Here is a 16,420-nt window from a genome sequence, read left to right as displayed (position 1 = left end):
GCCCCCGGAATAAGAGCTCAAAGTGATAGAGCAACGTGGGTCAGAAGAGGCCGACCGGGTTGCCGTGCGCGTCGACGTCCATGCGCATCGCGGCGGGCTCCTTGGGCAGGCCGGGCATGGTCATGACGGCACCGGTCAGGGCCACGATGAAGCCGGCGCCGGTCTTGGGAATGAGGTCGCGGACGTGGATGGTGAAGCCCTTTGGTGCGCCCAGTTGCGAGGCGTCGTCGGTGAAGGAATACTGCGTCTTCGCCATGCACACTGGCATTCCGCCCCAGCCGTTCTTCTCAATGTCGGCCAGCCTTTTGAGTGCCGGCACCGAGAATTCCACGCCGTCTGCCCCGTAGATCTCCTGCACGATCGTCCGGATCTTGTCCTCCACAGACAGGTTCAGCGGATACAGATGCCGGAAGTCCGACGGCGCTGCCACCGCGGCGGCGACCTTCGCCGCGAGCTCATCGCCGCCGTCGCCGCCTCCGCCCCGGCCCCAGACGTCGGCGACCGCGGCCTGCACACCCTCCTGGGCGCACCAGGCGAGCAGCCACTCCAGCTCCTCGGGCGTGTCTGTGGCGAACTTGTTGATGGCCACCACCGGCACGATGCCGAACTTCTCGACGTTGTGCACGTGCCGCTTCAGGTTCCCGACGCCGGCGGCGAGCGCCTCGACGTTCGGCTCCTTGAGCTGGTCCTTCGGGACGCCGCCGTGCATCTTGAGCGCCCGGACCGTTGCCACCACCACGACGGCGGACGGCGCCACGTCCGCGATGCGCGCCTTGATGTCCATGTACTTTTCGGCGCCAAGGTCCGCGCCGAAGCCGGCTTCCGTGACCACGATGTCGGCCAGCTGCTGCGCCGTGCGGGTGGCGATGAGGGAGTTGCAGCCGTGCGCGATGTTCGCGAACGGGCCGCCGTGGACCAGGGCGGGCGTTCCGGCGATGGACTGGACGAGGTTGGGCTTGAGGGCATCCTTGAGCAGCATGGTCAGCGCGCCATGGACACCCAGGTCCGCCACCGTGACCGGCTGGCGGTCGTAGCTGTAGCCCACAGTGATGCGGCCCATGCGCCCGCGCAGATCGTCCAGGTCCGTGGCCAGGCAGAAGACGGCCATGATCTCGGAGGCCGCTGTGATGTCGAAACTGTCCTGGCGCGGCACGCCCTGCGCCGGTCCGCCGAGGCCGATGATCACCTCGCGCAGCGAGCGGTCGTTCATGTCCAGGACCCGCTTGAACGTCATGCGCCGCGGATCGATGTTGAGCTCATTCCCCTGGAAAATGTGGTTGTCCACGAGGGCCATGAGCGCGTTGTTGGCCGAGGTGATCGCGTGGAAGTCACCGGTGAAGTGCAGGTTGATCTCGTCCATGGGCAGGACCTGGGAATAGCCGCCGCCCGCCGCACCGCCCTTCATGCCCAGGATGGGGCCCAGGGACGGTTCGCGCAGCGCGATCATGACCTTGTGGCCCGCCCGTGCCAGGGAATCGGCCAGACCCACCGTGGTGGTGGACTTCCCCTCGCCGGCCGGGGTGGGGGACATGGCCGAGACGAGGACCACTTTCCCGGCGGTCTTTCCCGCGGGGAGCCGCAGCCGGGCGGGGTCGATTTTCGCCTTGTACCGCCCGTACGGCTCCACGGCAGCGGCATTGATACCGGCCCGCTCCGCGATCTCCCCGATGGGCAGGATGGCGGCCTTTTGCGCGATCTCAAGATCGGTGAGGACCTTGTTTTCTGACATCGATGTCCTTTGGCTCTGTGCGGAACACTGTGCGCGACAATCTATCAGCCGACGGTTCAAAGGTGAGAGAGGGTTGGGGGAAACGGTTCAAAGGTGAGAGAGGGTTGGGGGAAACGGTTCAAAGGTGAGAGAGGGTTGGGGAAGCCGGGATCAGCCGGCTGGCCAGCTGCTGTTCGACGGCGGCGTGGTACGTTTCCAGCGTGATGGCTGCAGTGCGGTTCCACCCCAGGTTCTCCGCGCGGATGGCCGCAGCCCGCCCCATGTCGGCGCGGGTGTCCGGATCGTCGTACATGGCTTCGAGCGCGTCCGCCCAGTCCGAAGCGTGGTGCCCGTCCACCAGCAGCCCGGTCCGGCCATGGCAGATGGCGCGGGACAGCCCGCCTACCCGGGTGCCCACCACGGGCGTCCCGCAGGCCTGCGCTTCGATGGCCACCAGCCCGAACGATTCGCTGTAGGAAGGCATCACCACAACGTCGGCCGCCCGGAACCAGGACGCCAGGTCAGCCGCGCTGACCGGGGGAAGGTGCGTGACGACGTCGTCCATCCCAGACTCCGCGATCAGGTGCCGGAGATTGAAGTCCTTGTTCCCGCTGAGGGCACCCAGGATGGTGAGCCGGAGATCGATCTCGGGCCGCCGGGTCCGCAGCAATGCGGCGGCCTTGAGCAGGACCTGCGGGCCCTTCAGCCGCTGGATCCGGCCGGCGAAGACCAGGTGGAACGTCTCCGGCGAAACACCCCGTTCCGCCCGGGACCGTGCCCGGAACGCGGGTGTAAAGGTGCTCAGGTCCACGCCCGGCGGCGCCACATCGATCCGGTCGTAATCGGCACCGTAGTGGGACACCAGCTCTCCGGCTTCGGCGATGGTGTTGGCGATCAGGCGGGCGGCGCCGTCGACGATCCGGTGCTCGCCCTCCTCGCGCCGCCGCGGCTCGGGCTGTTCGCCGGACTCCAGCAGGAGATTTTTGACCTTGGCCATGGTGTGCATGGTGTGGACCAGCGGCACGCCCCAGAGCTCCGAGAGCTCCAGGCCGGCGATCCCGGACACCCAATAATGCGAATGGATGACGTCGTAGCGGCCGTGCGGCTGGCGCTGGCGGATCTGCTCGATCTCGGCCACCATGTGGTGCAGCAGCCCCGGCAGTTCTTCCTTCGGGATCTTCCGCGGCGGCCCGGCCAGCACGTTGTGGACGCACACGCCGGGGTCCGGATGTTCGACGGCGGCCTGCTTGGCTGACGTGGAGCGCGTGAAGATCTCCACCTCCACGCCGGTCTCGGCGAGCGCGGAGGCCAGTTCCCGGATGTAGACGTTCATCCCGCCGGCGTCGCCGGAGCCTGGCTGCTCCATCGGGGAGGTGTGGAGGGAGAGTAACGCGACCCTGCGGATCAATGTCATGGCTTCCCCTTCCCACCGCTGGCGCGGCGTGGGCCCCGCTGTTGCCCACTCGGTAAAACACTACTCCTGCCGCTCCCGGGCGGCCTCCCGGCACGTGGCCGGCTGCTAACGTGGCGCGTGTGAATGCAGCCACAACTCCGCCCAGTTCCGCAGAATACTCGATCCGCCCCGCCACGGACGCCGACTGGCCCGGCATGTGGGAGGTGCTGGAGCCCGTCATCCGGTCCGGCGAGACGTTCACCTGGGACCGGGACACCACAGAAGCCGACGCCCGGGCCCGCTGGTTCAAGGACGCCCCCGGCCAGGCCTTCGTGGCCGTGACGGACGATGGCGGCGTGATCGGCACCGGCGAGCTGCACCCCAACCAAGGCGGCGCCGGGAGCCACGTGGCCAACGCCGGTTACATGGTCCACAGCGGCCAGGGCGGCAAAGGCGTGGCACGGGCTTTGTGCGCCTACTCCCTGGATGCGGCGAGGGACGCGGGCTTCCGGGCCATGCAGTTCAACGCCGTGGTGGAAAGCAATGTCCGCGCGGTGGCCGCCTGGCAGGGGATGGGCTTCGAAATCCTCGCCACCATCCCCGAGGCGTTCAAGCACCCCACGCTCGGATACGTGGGCCTGCACGTGATGTACCGGAAGCTCTAGGCGCGCCAAAGCCCGCGCAGCGCAGGGAAGGCGTGCTCGTAGCCGGCCAGCAGCTTGGCGCCAAGTGCAGTGGAGTCCACCAGGGGATGCCGGCTGAACGCGTCGACGGCGGCCGCACGGTCCCGGTGCGTCGCTGCCCGGACAGTGAGCCGCTCCACCTCCTTGACCCGTTGGAGGAGGGTGAGTTGCTCCGGTCCCGGGGCTGACTGCGGAAGCGGCACGGCGCCGTCGGGCATTACGGTGCAGGGGACCTCGACGACGGCGTCCGCCGGCAGTCCCGGAATGGCCGGTTCCGGGGCGGTGCTTCCGGGGGCGGTCGCCCCGCCAGGACCGGACGGAAGCGTGTTGGGGGTGTTGAGGATGAGCTGGGCGTCCCCGGCCCCCGCCAATGCGCGCATCACGGCCAGGGCGACGCGTTCGTAGCCGCCGCCGGCGAGGTCGTCCTCGTCGCGCTGTTCGCCGTGGGTCCGCGCCTCTGCGAGGTAGCCTTCCTCCCGCGAGCGGCGGGCGGCGTCCCACAGGCCGTAGGCGTCCTTTCCGGCTGAGGCGAGCCGCGGGTACAGCTCGGTCTGCTGGTGGTGGATGGACTCCCCACGGGTAACCGGCATGGCGCGCATGGCCGCTTCGGCGCTGTCCCGCTGGTAGTAGTAATAGAGGTATTCGTTGGGCAGGGCGCCGAGGTCATTGAGGAACGGCTGCGGGAAGAGCCGGCCCTCCTCGAAGGTACTAAGGGCGGCCGGGTCAGACAGCAGGCCTGGCAGCAGATCCTGGCCGCCGGACTCCAGCCGGTAGAGCCAGCCCAGGTGGTTCAGACCGTAGTAGCCCACGCCGTCGAGCGTCCCGTCCGGCAGAGGGATGCCGGCCGCGCGGGCGGCCCGGTGCACCAGCCCACCCGCGGAATCGCAGATCCCGATGACCCGCCGGCCAAGGACCGGTAGCAAGGCTTCGGTGACCATGCCGGCCGGGTTGGTGAAGTTGATCAGCCAGGCGTCCGGGCAGAACTCCCCCATCTGCCGCGCTAGGTGCAGCATCTCGGGGATGGTGCGCAGGGCGTAGGAAATGCCGCCCGCGCCGGTGGTTTCCTGGCCGAGCAGGCCAAGGTCTTGGGCCACCCGTTCGTCGTTGATCCGGCCGGCCGTGCCGCCGGGACGGATGGCCGCGAACACCAGGTCTGTACCCGCCAGGGCCGCCGGCAGCGACGTGGTGGTGCGCACGGCTGGCGCGTGGGCACGCTCGTTGGCGCCGGCGGCAGCACCGCCGCCGGACTCGGGCATGGCGCGCAGAACCGCGCTGATGGCGCTGAGGCGGGCGGGATCGACGTCGAACAGCACCAGTTCGCTCACCAGCCCCGCAAACGCGCCGGACGCCAGCGCCCGGTACACAAGCGGCACGCGGAATCCGCCGCCGCCGGCAATCGTAAGCCGCATAGTCAGCAGTCTAGGGCGCCGCCGGGCGTGCCCCTACCATGGGGCCGCGGCAGGGCGTAGTCTGCCGGACATGGACGCCATCCCGGACCGCCGCTTCGATCCGCTCTCAACCGTCCGCACACCGTCCGACGGCGGGTTCGACCTGCTGCTGGCCGGCACGGTTTTCCAGGACATCATCTTCACCGGGCTGCCGCACGCGCCCGAGCCGGGCACCGAAATCTGGAGCGAGGGAATGGGCAGCTGCCCCGGCGGCGTCGCGAACCAGGCCATCGCCGCGGCAAGGCTGGGACTGCGAACGGGACTCGCAGCCGCCTTCGGGGACGACGGCTACGGGGACTACAACTGGAAAATCCTGGCCGGGCAGGAACACGTGGACCTGAGCCTGTCGCGCCGCATTCCGGGGTGGCATTCACCGGTCACCGTCTCGCTCAGCGTCCACAACGACCGTTCCCTGGTGACGCATGGCCACCCGGCCCCCGTGACGTCGTCGGAACTGATCGGTTCGCCGCCCCCTGCGCTCGCCGGCATTGCCGCGTTGGATGCTGAGATCGAGCCGTGGGCGGTGGCCGCGCACCAGGCGGGGGTCAAGCTGTTCGGGGATGTGGGCTGGGATCCCAGCGGGGAGTGGGCTCCGGTGCGGCTGGAGAACCTGCAGTATTTCCATGCTTTCCTGCCCAACCAGCGTGAGGCCATGGCGTTCACGGGGAAGGATAATCCGTGGTCCGCGCTGTACGCGCTGGCGGACCGCGTGCCCGTGGCCGTGGTGACACTCGGTGCGCAGGGTGCCATGGCCGTGGACTCGGAGACGGGGGAGGAAGAGTGGGTGCCGTCGTTGCCGGTGGCCGCCTACGATCCCACCGGGGCCGGCGATTGCTTTGACGCGGCCTTCATCGTGGGCAGCCTGGCCGGCTGGCCGCTGGGCAACCGGCTCCGCTTCGCCAACCTCTGCGCCTCCCTGGCCGTGCAGGAGGTGGGCGGATCGCTGGCAGCGCCCGGCTGGGGAGATATCGCCGACTGGTGGAAGCGGGCCAACTCCCGGCCGGAACGCCAGAGCAGCCAGTGGCTTCGCCGCTTCGGTTTCCTGGAGGACATTGTCAGCGACGTCCCGCTGGCAGCGCAGCGCCGGGCCACCGCCACGATCGCGCACCTGTCCGACGCCTGAGGCCCTACGCCGGGGCGCCGCAACGAGTGTGCCCGGGCGGCGCGATTATCCCGCCCTGAGCGCCCGCACTAGAATCACTAAGGTGACTTATCCCGTAACAGCCGGCGACTTCCGCGCGGCCTCAGGACCTGATCCAGTGTATGAGCGGTCCGCCGTTATCGACCTGGACGCCATCCGCCACAACGTGCGGCGGCTGGCGGACGCGGCCTCACCCGCCAAGGTCATGGCCGTGGTCAAGGCTGACGCGTACGGACACGGCGCGGTTCCAGTGGCCCGGGCCGCCCTCGAAGCCGGCGCATCCTGGCTGGGCGTAGCGCACATCTCCGAGGCGCTGGCACTGCGGGCGGCGGGGATCGAAGCCCCACTGCTGGCTTGGCTGCACACGGCGGAAAGCAACTTTGCCGCAGCGGTGGCTGCCGGCGTCGACATCGGCTGCTCCGGGTGGGAACTGGACCGGATTGTGGCCGCCGCGCGTGACCAGGAGCGTCCTGCACGTATCCACCTGAAAGTGGACACGGGCCTGGGCCGGAACGGCGTAGCGCTCGATGCCTGGGACCAGCTGCTGGGCGAAGCCATGGAATACCAGGACGAGGGCCTCCTGCGGGTGGTGGGCATCTTCTCCCACCTGTCCGTGGCGGACGAACCCGAACGGCCGGAAACCGATGAACAGCTGGCGGCCTTCCGCGAGGTGCTGGCTGTGGCCGAGGACGCCGGCGTGGACCCCGAAGTCCGTCACCTGGCCAACACCCCGGCCACGCTGTCCCGTCCCGATACCCACTTCGACATGGTCCGCGTGGGCCTGGGCATCTACGGCCTCTCGCCCTTTGAAGGCCAGACGTCCGCCGAACTGGGCCTCCGCCCCGCGATGACGCTGCGCACCCTGGTGTCCCAGTGCAAGCAGGTCCCCGACGGGCAGGGCGTCTCCTACGGCCTGCGCTACCGCACCAGCGGCCCCAGCACCCTGGCGCTGATCCCGCTGGGCTACGCGGACGGCGTGCCCCGGATTGCCACCGGCGGTCCCGTCCGGGTGGCCGGCCGGACCTACCCCGTGGTGGGCCGGATCGCCATGGACCAGATGGTCATCGACCTCGGCAACATCGGCCGAGCCGGCGCAGACCTCTTCGGCGCCGAAGCCGTGCTGTTCGGCAACGGGGACGATGGCGGTCCCACGGCGGATGACTGGGCGGTCGCCGCGGGCACCAACAACTACGAGATCGTGACCCGGATCAGCCAGCGGGTGCCGCGCCGGTTCATCAACGACAGTCCCGCCGTCGAGCCTTCCGACAGCCGCCCAGCCGGCGCCGCGACCGACGTGGGAAATCTCGACGCCGGCAATCCCGACGCCGGGCAGGCAACGCCGTGAGCGTGCTCCCGGCAGAGATGCCCACCTGGGAACAGACGCTGAGAGTCACGACGGCGGATGAGACGCACGCGCTCGGTGCCACTTTAGGGGCGGAGCTTCAGTCCGGGGACCTGTTGGTGCTGACCGGCGAGCTGGGTGCCGGGAAAACCACCTTCACGCAGGGGCTCGGCGAAGGCCTGGGCGTGCGCGCGGGAATCATCTCGCCCACGTTTGTCCTGGTCCGCATCCATCCAAACCTGCCCGACGGCCCGCGGCCCGGTGGCCCGGACCTGGTGCACGTGGACGCGTACCGGCTGGGATCGGCGTCGGAAATTGACGATATTGACCTGGAAAACACGCTGGATTCGTCCGTGACCGTGGTGGAATGGGGGCGCGGCCGGGTGGAGCACCTGAGCGAGAGCCGGCTGGAAGTGGACCTGCACCGGGCAATCGGGCTGGACGCCATAGGCGCCGCGGAACCAATGCCCGGCCACACCGAAATCCTCGACTTTGACACCGAGGACTTCGACGAACCCCGCACCATCGTGCTGCGCGGGTTTGGTCCCCGCTGGAGCACCAAGCCTGCCCTGGGCGGCGCCATCGAAGGGACACCCTGATGCTCATTCTCGCCATCGATACCTCCGCCGTGGCCAGTGCGGCACTCGTCTCGGACGACGCCCTCGAAGGCGTGGTGGCCAGCTTCTCCACCGAGGACACGCGCAGCCACGCCGAAGTGCTGGCCCCCGGCATCGAGGACCTGCTTGCCTCTGCCAGCGTCACCGGCCGGGACATCGACGCGATCGTGACAGGTGTGGGCCCCGGCCCGTTCACCGGCCTGCGCTCAGGGATCGCGACAGCCCGGACGCTCGCGTTCGTCTGGGATAAACCGCTGTACGGGCTGATGAGCCTGGACGCCGTGGCACTGGAAGTGGCTGAGTCCACCGATGCCGCGGCCGAATTCCTGGTGGTCACGGATGCCCGGCGCAAAGAGGTCTACTGGGCGCGGTACAGCCTCGCCGACGGCCAGTTGCCGCAGCTCGAGGACGGCCCGCACGTCAGCTTCGCGGCCGACTTGCCGGACCTCCCGGCCTACGGCGCCGGCGCCGGACTCTACAGTGACGTGCTGCGCGCAGACCCGGGCTTCAGCAACGAACAACCGGACGCCCTCTACCTCGGACAGTTCGCCTTGGCCCGGCTGGCAGCCGGCGGGCAGCTGCTCGACTCCACACCCTTGTACCTCCGCGAATCCGACGCCCAGGTCCCCGGCCCACGGAAGCGGGCCCTGTGAGCATGCCGACCAGCGCTGACGGAGTGGTTTTCCGGGACATGACCCTGGAGGACGTGCCCGCCGTGAACGCCCTCGAACAGCGGCTGTTCCCGGCTGACGCATGGCCGCTGCACATGTTCCTGTCCGAACTGTCCCAGCACGAAACGCGCCGGTACCTGGTGGCGGAAAGCGGCGGGGACATTGTGGGCTACGCCGGCCTGATGTGCATCGAGCCCATCGCGGACGTCCAGACCATCGCCGTCGTGCCTGAATTCGAGGGCCTGGGCATCGGCTCAACGCTCCTGACCCGGCTGATCACGGAAGCCCGGCTCCGCGGGGCGGCGGACGTCCTCCTGGAGGTGCGCGCGGACAACCCCCGGGCCCAGCAGCTGTACGTGCGGTTCGGCTTCGAGCAGATCCACGTCCGCCGCAGGTATTACCGCGACGGCGTTGACGCCGTTATTATGCGGCTCCAGCTGGCCCCCGAAGGCACAGCGCCGGACCCCGACCCCGCACCAGCCCCCGATCCCACAACAGAAGCAGGCCAGGCATGAACCGCTCGCAGCCCCTGGTGCTGGGCATCGAATCCTCCTGCGACGAAACCGGCGTCGGCATTGTTCGCGGCACCACGCTGCTGACCAACACGGTGTCCTCCTCGATGGACGAGCACGTCCGCTTCGGCGGCGTGATCCCCGAGATCGCCTCCCGCGCACACCTTGACGCCTTTGTGCCCACCCTGCGCCAGGCTTTGGCGGACGCCGACGTAACGCTGGAGGACGTGGATGCCCTTGCCGTCACCTCCGGGCCCGGGCTTGCGGGCGCACTGATGGTGGGGGTCTGCGCCGCGAAGGCACTGGCCGTGGCCACTGGCAAGCCGCTGTATGCCATCAACCACCTGGTGGCGCATGTCGGCGTCGGACTGCTGGACGGAAACCCCGACGGCGGTGCTGCCGCCGGCCGTTCCGCCACTCTTGCGGTTGGGCTCGGCCACGGCGGCCGTCTCCCGGAGAACCTGGGCGCCCTGCTGGTCTCCGGCGGGCACACCGAAATCCTGAAGATCAACAGCATCACCAGCGACGTCCAGCTTCTCGGCTCCACTATCGACGACGCCGCCGGCGAAGCGTACGACAAAGTGGCCCGCATCCTGGGCCTCGGCTACCCGGGCGGCCCGGCCATCGACAAGCTGGCCCGCACCGGTAACCCCAAAGCCATCCGGTTCCCGCGCGGCCTCAGCCAGCCCAAGTACATGGGCACCGCCGAGGAGCCTGGAAAACACCGCTACGACTGGTCCTTCAGCGGCCTGAAGACGGCGGTGGCGCGGTGCGTCGAGCAGTTCGAGGCCCGTGGTGAGGATGTGCCGGTGGCCGACATCGCCGCAGCCTTCCAGGAAGCGGTGGTGGACGTGATCACGTCCAAGGCCGTCCTGGCCTGCCTCGAGAACGGCATCAAAGACGTTCTATTGGGCGGGGGAGTGGCGGCCAACTCCAGGCTGCGCGAACTCACCGGCCAGCGCTGTGCGTCCGCCGGAATCAGACTCCACGTGCCGCCGCTTGACCTGTGCACGGACAACGGTGCCATGGTGGCGGCCCTCGGTGCGCAGCTGGTGATGGCCGGGATCGGGCCCAGCGGTATCCGCTTCGCCCCGGACTCCTCGATGCCGGTCACCGCGGTGTCACTCCCCGCCGGTGGTTGAGCCTGTCTAAACCGAACCTGTCGAAACCCCACTTGCTCTATCAGTTGTGGTCCCTAAACCACAGGTTTAGCTACTCGAACGGATAGAGCAACGGGGGGATTTAGCCCGTCGGCCCGTTCCGCATCTGCTTGACCAGGTCCAGCACCACGGCCTGCAGGTCGCCGCCGTGCTCGGCAGCGACGCGGCGCTGCCGCTGGTACCCTGCGCCGCGGCGGATAATCTTCTCGACGTCGGCCAGTTCGTCGGGGCAGCCGAGCTTCGCTGCCACCGGCTCAAGCCGGTTCAGGGTCTCCATGACGTGGTCGGTGACCAGCTGTTCGTTGCCGGCCGCGTCGAGGATGATGATGGCCTCCATGCCGTAGCGGGCGGCACGCCACTTGTTCTCCTGGATGTGCCACGGCGGCATGGTGGGGATGGTGCCGCCGTTGTCCAGGGTGGTGGAAAATTCATCCACCAGGCACTGGGTGAGCGCGGCAATCGCGCCCACCTCCTCCAAGGTGGCCAGGCCGTCGCAGATGCGCATTTCGATGGTGCCAAGGTTGGGAACGGGCCGGATGTCCCAGCGGATCTCGGACAGGGTGTCGATCACGCCGGTGGTGAACATGTCCTGGACATAGGACTCGTATTCGTCCCAGGACGGGAACTGGAAGGGCAGGCCCGCCGTCGGCAGCTGCTGGAACATCAGGGCGCGGTGCGATGCGTAGCCGGTGTCCTCGCCGCCCCAGAACGGGCTCGACGCCGAGAGCGCCTGGAAATGCGGGAAATAATTGACCAAGCCGTCCAGCACGGGAAGTGCCTTTTCGCGCCGGTCCAGGCCTACGTGGACGTGCACGCCGTAGATGACCATCTGCCGGCCCCACCACTGGGTGCGGTCGATCAGCTTGGCATACCGGGCCTTGTCCGTCACGGGCTGCAGCTGCGGCGGGCTGAACGGGTGGCTGCCGGCGCAGAAAACCTCCACGCCCATGGGGTCGGTGATTTCGCGCACCGCGGCCAGGGACCGGCTGAGGTCTTCTTTGGCTTCGGCGGCGGTCTCGCAGATGCCGGTGACCAGTTCCACGGTGTTGAGCAGGAGTTCCTGCTTGATGTGCGGGTGTTCGTCGTCTTCGTTGAGTTCGGGGTGCTTGGCAACCACGCCGCTGAGCACTTCGTTGGCCACTGATGCCAGTTCGCCGGTCTGGCCGTCCACCAGGGCAAGCTCCCATTCCACACCAAGAGTTGATTGCTTCGATGAAGCGAAATCAATCTTCATGCGTTCCCCTAACTGTTCAGATATCCCTGGGCACGCGCCGCATTCAAGTCTAATGCAGGGGTAGCATCGTCTTGATGGCCTTGTTCCTGTGGACCCGTGACAGTATTCACAAAACCACCCTGCTTATTGCGGCCGCTGCCGTGGCCGCCCTGACTGCCTGCACGGCAGTTCCCGCCACCGCCCCGGCGACCTCCGGCCCTGCGCCGGACTCAACCCCGGAATCAGAGCGGCCAAAGACGGCACCTCCGTCCGCTTCTCCCTCACCTGACCCCAGGCTGCTGCCGCTGGGCTGGGGCCCCGAGCAGCGGGACCAGAGTGCTGCCGCAGCGGCCGTGGCGGCGATGTCGGTCGAGGAGAAGGCCGGTCAGGTGCTGATGCCCGTGTACGCCGGTACCGACGTCGAAGCCCAGGCCGCCACCATTGAACGCCTCCATCTGGCCGGGTCCATCATCATGGGCGACAACATCCCGCTTGACGCGCGGGGTCAGGCGGATCCGGCTGCCATGACTGCTGTCAACGCCCGGCTGGCCCAGGCCACCAAGGCCGACGGCAGGCCTTGGCCCGGGCTCATCGGCGTGGACCAGGAGGGCGGGATTGTGGCGCGGCTGGGTGCGCCCCTGACCGAATGGCCAACGGCCCTGAGCTACGGAGCCGCAGGCAATGTGCCGCTCACCAACGAGGCCGGCCGGGCCCTGGCGGCGGAGATCGGGTCGCTGGGCTTTACCGTGGACTTCGCGCCCGTTGCTGACGTGACCATCGGCCCCGCTGATCCAACCATCGGTGCCCGGTCCATGTCCGGCAACCCGGACGCAGCTGGAGCGCTGGCAGTGGCGTTCTCACAGGGCATGGAGGAGGCCGGCGTCCTGCCGGCCCTGAAACATTTCCCGGGTCACGGCTCCGTCACTGTTGACTCGCACCAGGACCTTCCGGTGCAGCCCGCGGGTATCGCGGAGCTCGAGGCCCGGGACTGGAAGCCGTTCCGGGCAGCCATCGCCGCCGGTGTGCCCATGGTCATGACCGGGCACATCGCCGTACCGGCCCTGGAACCAGGCGTCCCGGCGTCGTTGTCCGGCCCCACCTATGCTGCGCTGCGCGGCATGGGCTTCAAGGGTGTGGCGGTGACCGATGCCCTTAACATGGGCGCAGTCCAGCAGCAATACCCGGGCGGCTCCGCAGCAACGGCGGCGCTCGCCGCGGGCGCGGACCTGCTCCTGATGCCCACGGACGTGGGGCAGGCCCACGCAGCCATCGTTAGCGCTGTCGCGGCCGGAACACTGCCGGCGGCCCGCCTGGACGAAGCAGCTGTCCGCGTGGCCACCATGATGACCTGGCGCGGCCGCGTCACGTCGCCGCCTGCCGGGTCGGCCCCCGCCAGCGCCGCCCCCGGCAGCGGCGGGGACATCTCGGCGCGGGTCTCCGCGGCCGCCGTCACGGTGCTGTCCGGACACTGCGGCGCGCCAATCGTCGAGGGAAGCCTCCGGATCGCCGGCGGATCAGCGCAGGACCGGGCACGGTTTGAGGCTGCCGCGGCGAAGGTCGGGCTCGGCACCGGGGCGGGCCCCCTGGTCAGCCTCATCGGCTACGCCGGTCGGCCGGTTGGGGGCGATATCGCCGTGGCACTGGATGCGCCGTGGCCGCTGCAGGATTCCACTGCCCCGGTGAAGATTGCGCTGTACGGCCGCACGCCTGGCGCTTTTGACGCCCTCGTTGCCGTGCTGGCAGGGAAGGCGACTGCCCCGGGAAAGCTGCCCGCCGCCGTCGGAAGCTATCCGGCCGGGACGGGCTGCCCGTAACGAAAAGCACCCACCCCAACTAGGTAGCGCTATCTGTCGTTTTGAGGTCTCAAAACGACAGATAGCGCTACCCAGTTGGGGGAACGCGTTTAATGGACAGGTGCCCATTCTGAATAAAGACATGACCCTGTGTATTTCGCTGTCGGCCCGGCCCAGCAACAACGGGACCCGGTTCCACAACCACCTCTACGACCAGCTGGACCTGAACTGGATCTACAAGGCCTTCGCCCCCACCGACCTGGCCCAGGCGATCGCCGGCGTCAGGGGCCTGGGAATCCGCGGCTGCGCGGTGTCCATGCCGTACAAGGAGGACGTGATGGCCCTCGTGGATGAGCTGGATCCTTCCGCTAAAGCCATCGATTCGGTCAACACAATCGTGAACACCGACGGGCGTCTGTTGGCCTACAACACCGACTACACCGCCATCGAGCAGCTCCTCGCAAGCAACGCCGTGCCCACGGACTACTCGGTGCTGGTCCAAGGCGCCGGCGGCATGGCCAAGGCCACCGTCGCGGCCCTGCGGGACGCCGGCTTCACGGACGTCACCGTCATCGCCCGGAACGAAGACACGGGCCGGGCGCTCGCAGAGCAGTACGGGTTCCAGTGGCGGGCAACGCTCGACGGCGGCACAGCGGACCTGATCATCAACGTCACGCCTATCGGTATGGCAGGCGGCCCGGAAGTGGAATCGCTGTCCTTCCCGGAAGATGCGATCGCCGCAGCCAAAGTGGTGTTCGACGTCGTGGCGCTGCCTGCGGAGACGCCGCTGATCAAGGCGGCCCGCGCGGCCGGGAAACAGGTCATCACGGGCGCCGAGGTGGCCACCATTCAGGCGCTCGAGCAGTTTGTGCTTTACACCGGCGTCCGGCCCACCGACGAGCAGGTCCGGGCCGCCGAGGACTTTATGCGCGCCCAGTAGGACGCGCCAGTAGGACAACGTTTAGACAGGTTCCACCGAGATGGCCACCCGGTCCTCCCCAATGCGGGTCAGGACCAGGGTGGCTGTTTTTTGTCCGGCCTTCTTCCCGGCACCCTTGCTTCCGGCGAACAGCTGCTTGCGGAGTTCCTCCGGCGTGACCGAGGTGCCGCGCTTTTTGATGTCCAGCACCGTGATGCCGTTTTCCTTCACCCAGGCCTTGAGCGCCTTGACGTTGTACGGCATCACTTCGAGGACCTTGTAGGCGCGGGCGAACGGCGTGTCCACCAGCTCCGGAGCGCAGATGTAGGCGATGTGCTCGTCCAGCAGGTGCCCGCCCAGTTGAAGCGCGACGTCGGCCACCAGGCCGGCGCGGATCACCGCGCCATCGGGCTCATACAGATAGCCCTCTGCCGGACCCACCGGCGCGGCCGGACCGCCGTCGAAGTCTTCAGCGCTGGTCAGCTCCGCCGCACCCTGCGGTCCGAGCAGCAGCGCCGCGCGGCGGATTCCGGGCCGGCGCACGGAGTTGAACCACAGGGCCACCTCGGTGACGTCGCCGCCCACCGATACCCACTGCGCCTCGCAGCCGGCGGGAACCGACTCGTGCGGCATGCCGGGGCCCATTTTGACGCCAACGGCGCGCCCGGTGGCGGCGAGCGATTCCACAAAGGACAGCGGCGGCGAAAACGCCTCAGGATCCCAGATCCGTTTGGTACCCGAGGTGGAGGTGACCCGGCGTGCGGGATCCAGCCAGACGCCGTCGACCCCGTCCAACGGGACGGTGGTGGCGTCCGAATGCACCACGGTGGCGTTGGGGAAGGGAATCAGGTTGACCGTGGCGCAGGCGGCCGTGGTTTCGTCCATTTCCACGGCCGTGACCGTGATGTCCATCGATGCCAGAGCCAGGGAGTCCGCGGCAAGGCCGCACCCGAGGTCGGCCACGTGGCGGACGCCGGCCTGCGCAAAGCGCTCGGCATGCCGGGCGGCAACAGTGAGACGCGTGGCCTGTTCCAGCCCCGCCTGCGTGAAGAGCATGCTCCGGGCGAACTCGCCGAACTTCAGCTCGGCCTTGGTGCGCAGCCGGGACTGGGTGAGGACGGCGGAGACCAGTGCGGGGGAGTGCCCGGCCTTGCGGAGGGCCGCGTTGACCTCAAAGGCCTTGTCCTCGCGGTACGGGCCCAGGGACGCCAGGAGCTCCCAGCCTTCGCTCGTGAGCAGTGGGGCGATCTGGTCCTGCGGTGCTTGAGCCATGGGTTCAAGCCTAGTGGAGGTAGCCCGGCGGCCAGTTCCCGCTAGGGTTGAAGGCATGGAAGACAGCGCAGGCCCCCAGCCGTCCGGACTACCCCAAGCAAGAAAGCCGGACCTGGTGAAGTTTGCCCGCCCCGCGCTGATTGCAGGATCCGCAGTGGCCGTGGTCTGCGTCGCGCTGCTGGTAATCATCCTCTTCCTGGACACGTTCAACGCCACCGTCTACTCCGTGGGCGGCAAGAACATCCAGGACGCCACGGACGAGGCACAGGAGATCCGCAGCCTCTACGCCGGGGCGCGCATAGGCGGCATCATCCTGCTGGTGGTCTCGCTGCTGGCTGCCGTGGGCGGCGCCGTGGTGCTGTACCTGCGGCGGGGCACCGTTGAGGGAGGGGACGACGGCGACGAGGACGTCGATCTCGAGGACCTGACCGGCCGGTAACAGCTGTTCGCCGGAGACATAATTCTGGCACTCGCCTTGACCGAGTGCTAACCAATACATAGAGTCATCATTAGCACTCTCCCTAGGAGGGTGCTAACACATGAAGAGC

At 68.4% G+C, this 16,420-nt stretch carries 15 protein-coding genes; 10 read left to right on the top strand and 5 right to left on the bottom strand.

Annotation, left to right across the window (positions count from 1 at the left end):
* Positions 1–40: 40 nt before the first annotated feature.
* Together ACVWY0_RS02170 and mshA are read right to left on the bottom strand one after the other, a co-directional pair.
* Positions 41–1,729, bottom strand: coding sequence for a formate--tetrahydrofolate ligase (locus tag ACVWY0_RS02170; RefSeq protein WP_485835247.1), 1,689 nt, complete (start codon positions 1,727–1,729; stop codon positions 41–43).
* 118 nt (positions 1,730–1,847) lie between these two features.
* A complete protein-coding gene (gene mshA / locus ACVWY0_RS02165) occupies positions 1,848–3,122 on the bottom strand; it encodes a D-inositol-3-phosphate glycosyltransferase (protein ID WP_485835246.1) in 1,275 nt (424 codons plus the stop codon).
* A gap of 194 nt (positions 3,123–3,316) precedes the next feature.
* Between mshA and ACVWY0_RS02160 the strand changes: the two genes are divergently transcribed.
* Positions 3,317–3,766, top strand: coding sequence for a GNAT family N-acetyltransferase (locus tag ACVWY0_RS02160; protein ID WP_485835387.1), 450 nt, complete (start codon positions 3,317–3,319; stop codon positions 3,764–3,766).
* Here ACVWY0_RS02160 and ACVWY0_RS02155 read toward each other — a convergent pair.
* On the bottom strand, positions 3,763–5,193 hold the full coding sequence (locus tag ACVWY0_RS02155) for a family 4 glycosyl hydrolase (RefSeq protein WP_485835245.1): 1,431 nt from the start codon (positions 5,191–5,193) through the stop codon (positions 3,763–3,765). The two genes, ACVWY0_RS02160 and ACVWY0_RS02155, sit on opposite strands and share 4 nt — an antisense overlap.
* Positions 5,194–5,263: 70 nt before the next feature.
* Between ACVWY0_RS02155 and ACVWY0_RS02150 the strand changes: the two genes are divergently transcribed.
* The 6 genes from ACVWY0_RS02150 to tsaD all read left to right on the top strand — a co-directional run bounded on the left by ACVWY0_RS02150 (position 5,264) and on the right by tsaD (position 10,657).
* Positions 5,264–6,355, top strand: a complete 1,092-nt coding sequence (locus ACVWY0_RS02150) for a carbohydrate kinase family protein (RefSeq protein ID WP_485835244.1) — start codon at positions 5,264–5,266, stop codon at positions 6,353–6,355.
* An 82-nt stretch (positions 6,356–6,437) separates the two neighbouring features.
* Complete coding sequence (gene alr / locus ACVWY0_RS02145) at positions 6,438–7,718, top strand: alanine racemase (RefSeq protein WP_485835243.1); 1,281 nt, start codon at positions 6,438–6,440, stop codon at positions 7,716–7,718.
* Positions 7,719–7,735: 17 nt separating this feature from the next.
* Complete coding sequence (tsaE, locus tag ACVWY0_RS02140) at positions 7,736–8,314, top strand: tRNA (adenosine(37)-N6)-threonylcarbamoyltransferase complex ATPase subunit type 1 TsaE (protein WP_485835386.1); 579 nt, start codon at positions 7,736–7,738, stop codon at positions 8,312–8,314.
* Positions 8,314–8,985, top strand: a complete 672-nt coding sequence (tsaB, locus tag ACVWY0_RS02135) for a tRNA (adenosine(37)-N6)-threonylcarbamoyltransferase complex dimerization subunit type 1 TsaB (RefSeq protein ID WP_485835242.1) — start codon at positions 8,314–8,316, stop codon at positions 8,983–8,985. The genes tsaE and tsaB overlap by 1 nt, the downstream gene beginning before the upstream one ends.
* A gap of 2 nt (positions 8,986–8,987) precedes the next feature.
* Complete coding sequence (gene rimI, locus ACVWY0_RS02130; RefSeq protein WP_485835385.1) at positions 8,988–9,518, top strand: ribosomal protein S18-alanine N-acetyltransferase; 531 nt, start codon at positions 8,988–8,990, stop codon at positions 9,516–9,518.
* On the top strand, positions 9,515–10,657 hold the full coding sequence (gene tsaD / locus ACVWY0_RS02125) for a tRNA (adenosine(37)-N6)-threonylcarbamoyltransferase complex transferase subunit TsaD (RefSeq protein WP_485835241.1): 1,143 nt from the start codon (positions 9,515–9,517) through the stop codon (positions 10,655–10,657). The genes rimI and tsaD overlap by 4 nt, the downstream gene beginning before the upstream one ends.
* A gap of 100 nt (positions 10,658–10,757) precedes the next feature.
* Here tsaD and ACVWY0_RS02120 read toward each other — a convergent pair whose 3' ends face one another.
* Entirely contained in the window at positions 10,758–11,909 is a 1,152-nt protein-coding gene (locus tag ACVWY0_RS02120; RefSeq protein ID WP_485835240.1) for a glutamate--cysteine ligase, read from the bottom strand.
* Positions 11,910–12,250: 341 nt separating this feature from the next.
* On the opposite strand from ACVWY0_RS02120, the gene ACVWY0_RS02115 reads away from it, so the two are divergent.
* Both ACVWY0_RS02115 and ACVWY0_RS02110 read left to right on the top strand, forming a co-directional pair.
* Positions 12,251–13,702, top strand: coding sequence for a glycoside hydrolase family 3 N-terminal domain-containing protein (locus ACVWY0_RS02115; RefSeq protein ID WP_485835384.1), 1,452 nt, complete (start codon positions 12,251–12,253; stop codon positions 13,700–13,702).
* 100 nt (positions 13,703–13,802) lie between these two features.
* Complete coding sequence (locus ACVWY0_RS02110; protein ID WP_485835239.1) at positions 13,803–14,621, top strand: shikimate 5-dehydrogenase; 819 nt, start codon at positions 13,803–13,805, stop codon at positions 14,619–14,621.
* Positions 14,622–14,642: 21 nt separating this feature from the next.
* On the opposite strand, the gene ACVWY0_RS02105 is transcribed toward ACVWY0_RS02110, so the two are convergent.
* Positions 14,643–15,872, bottom strand: coding sequence for a class I SAM-dependent methyltransferase (locus ACVWY0_RS02105; protein ID WP_485835238.1), 1,230 nt, complete (start codon positions 15,870–15,872; stop codon positions 14,643–14,645).
* A 55-nt stretch (positions 15,873–15,927) separates the two neighbouring features.
* On the opposite strand from ACVWY0_RS02105, the gene ACVWY0_RS02100 reads away from it, so the two are divergent.
* Positions 15,928–16,311 (top strand): hypothetical protein, encoded by a 384-nt coding sequence (locus ACVWY0_RS02100; RefSeq protein WP_485835237.1) that lies wholly within the window; start codon positions 15,928–15,930, stop codon positions 16,309–16,311.
* Positions 16,312–16,420: the final 109 nt, after the last annotated feature.

The sequence above is a fragment of the Arthrobacter sp. UYNi723 genome, from assembly GCF_054057635.1.
Note: the sequence above shows the minus strand (reverse complement) of the source record. Positions and strands in the feature narration are given on the sequence as shown.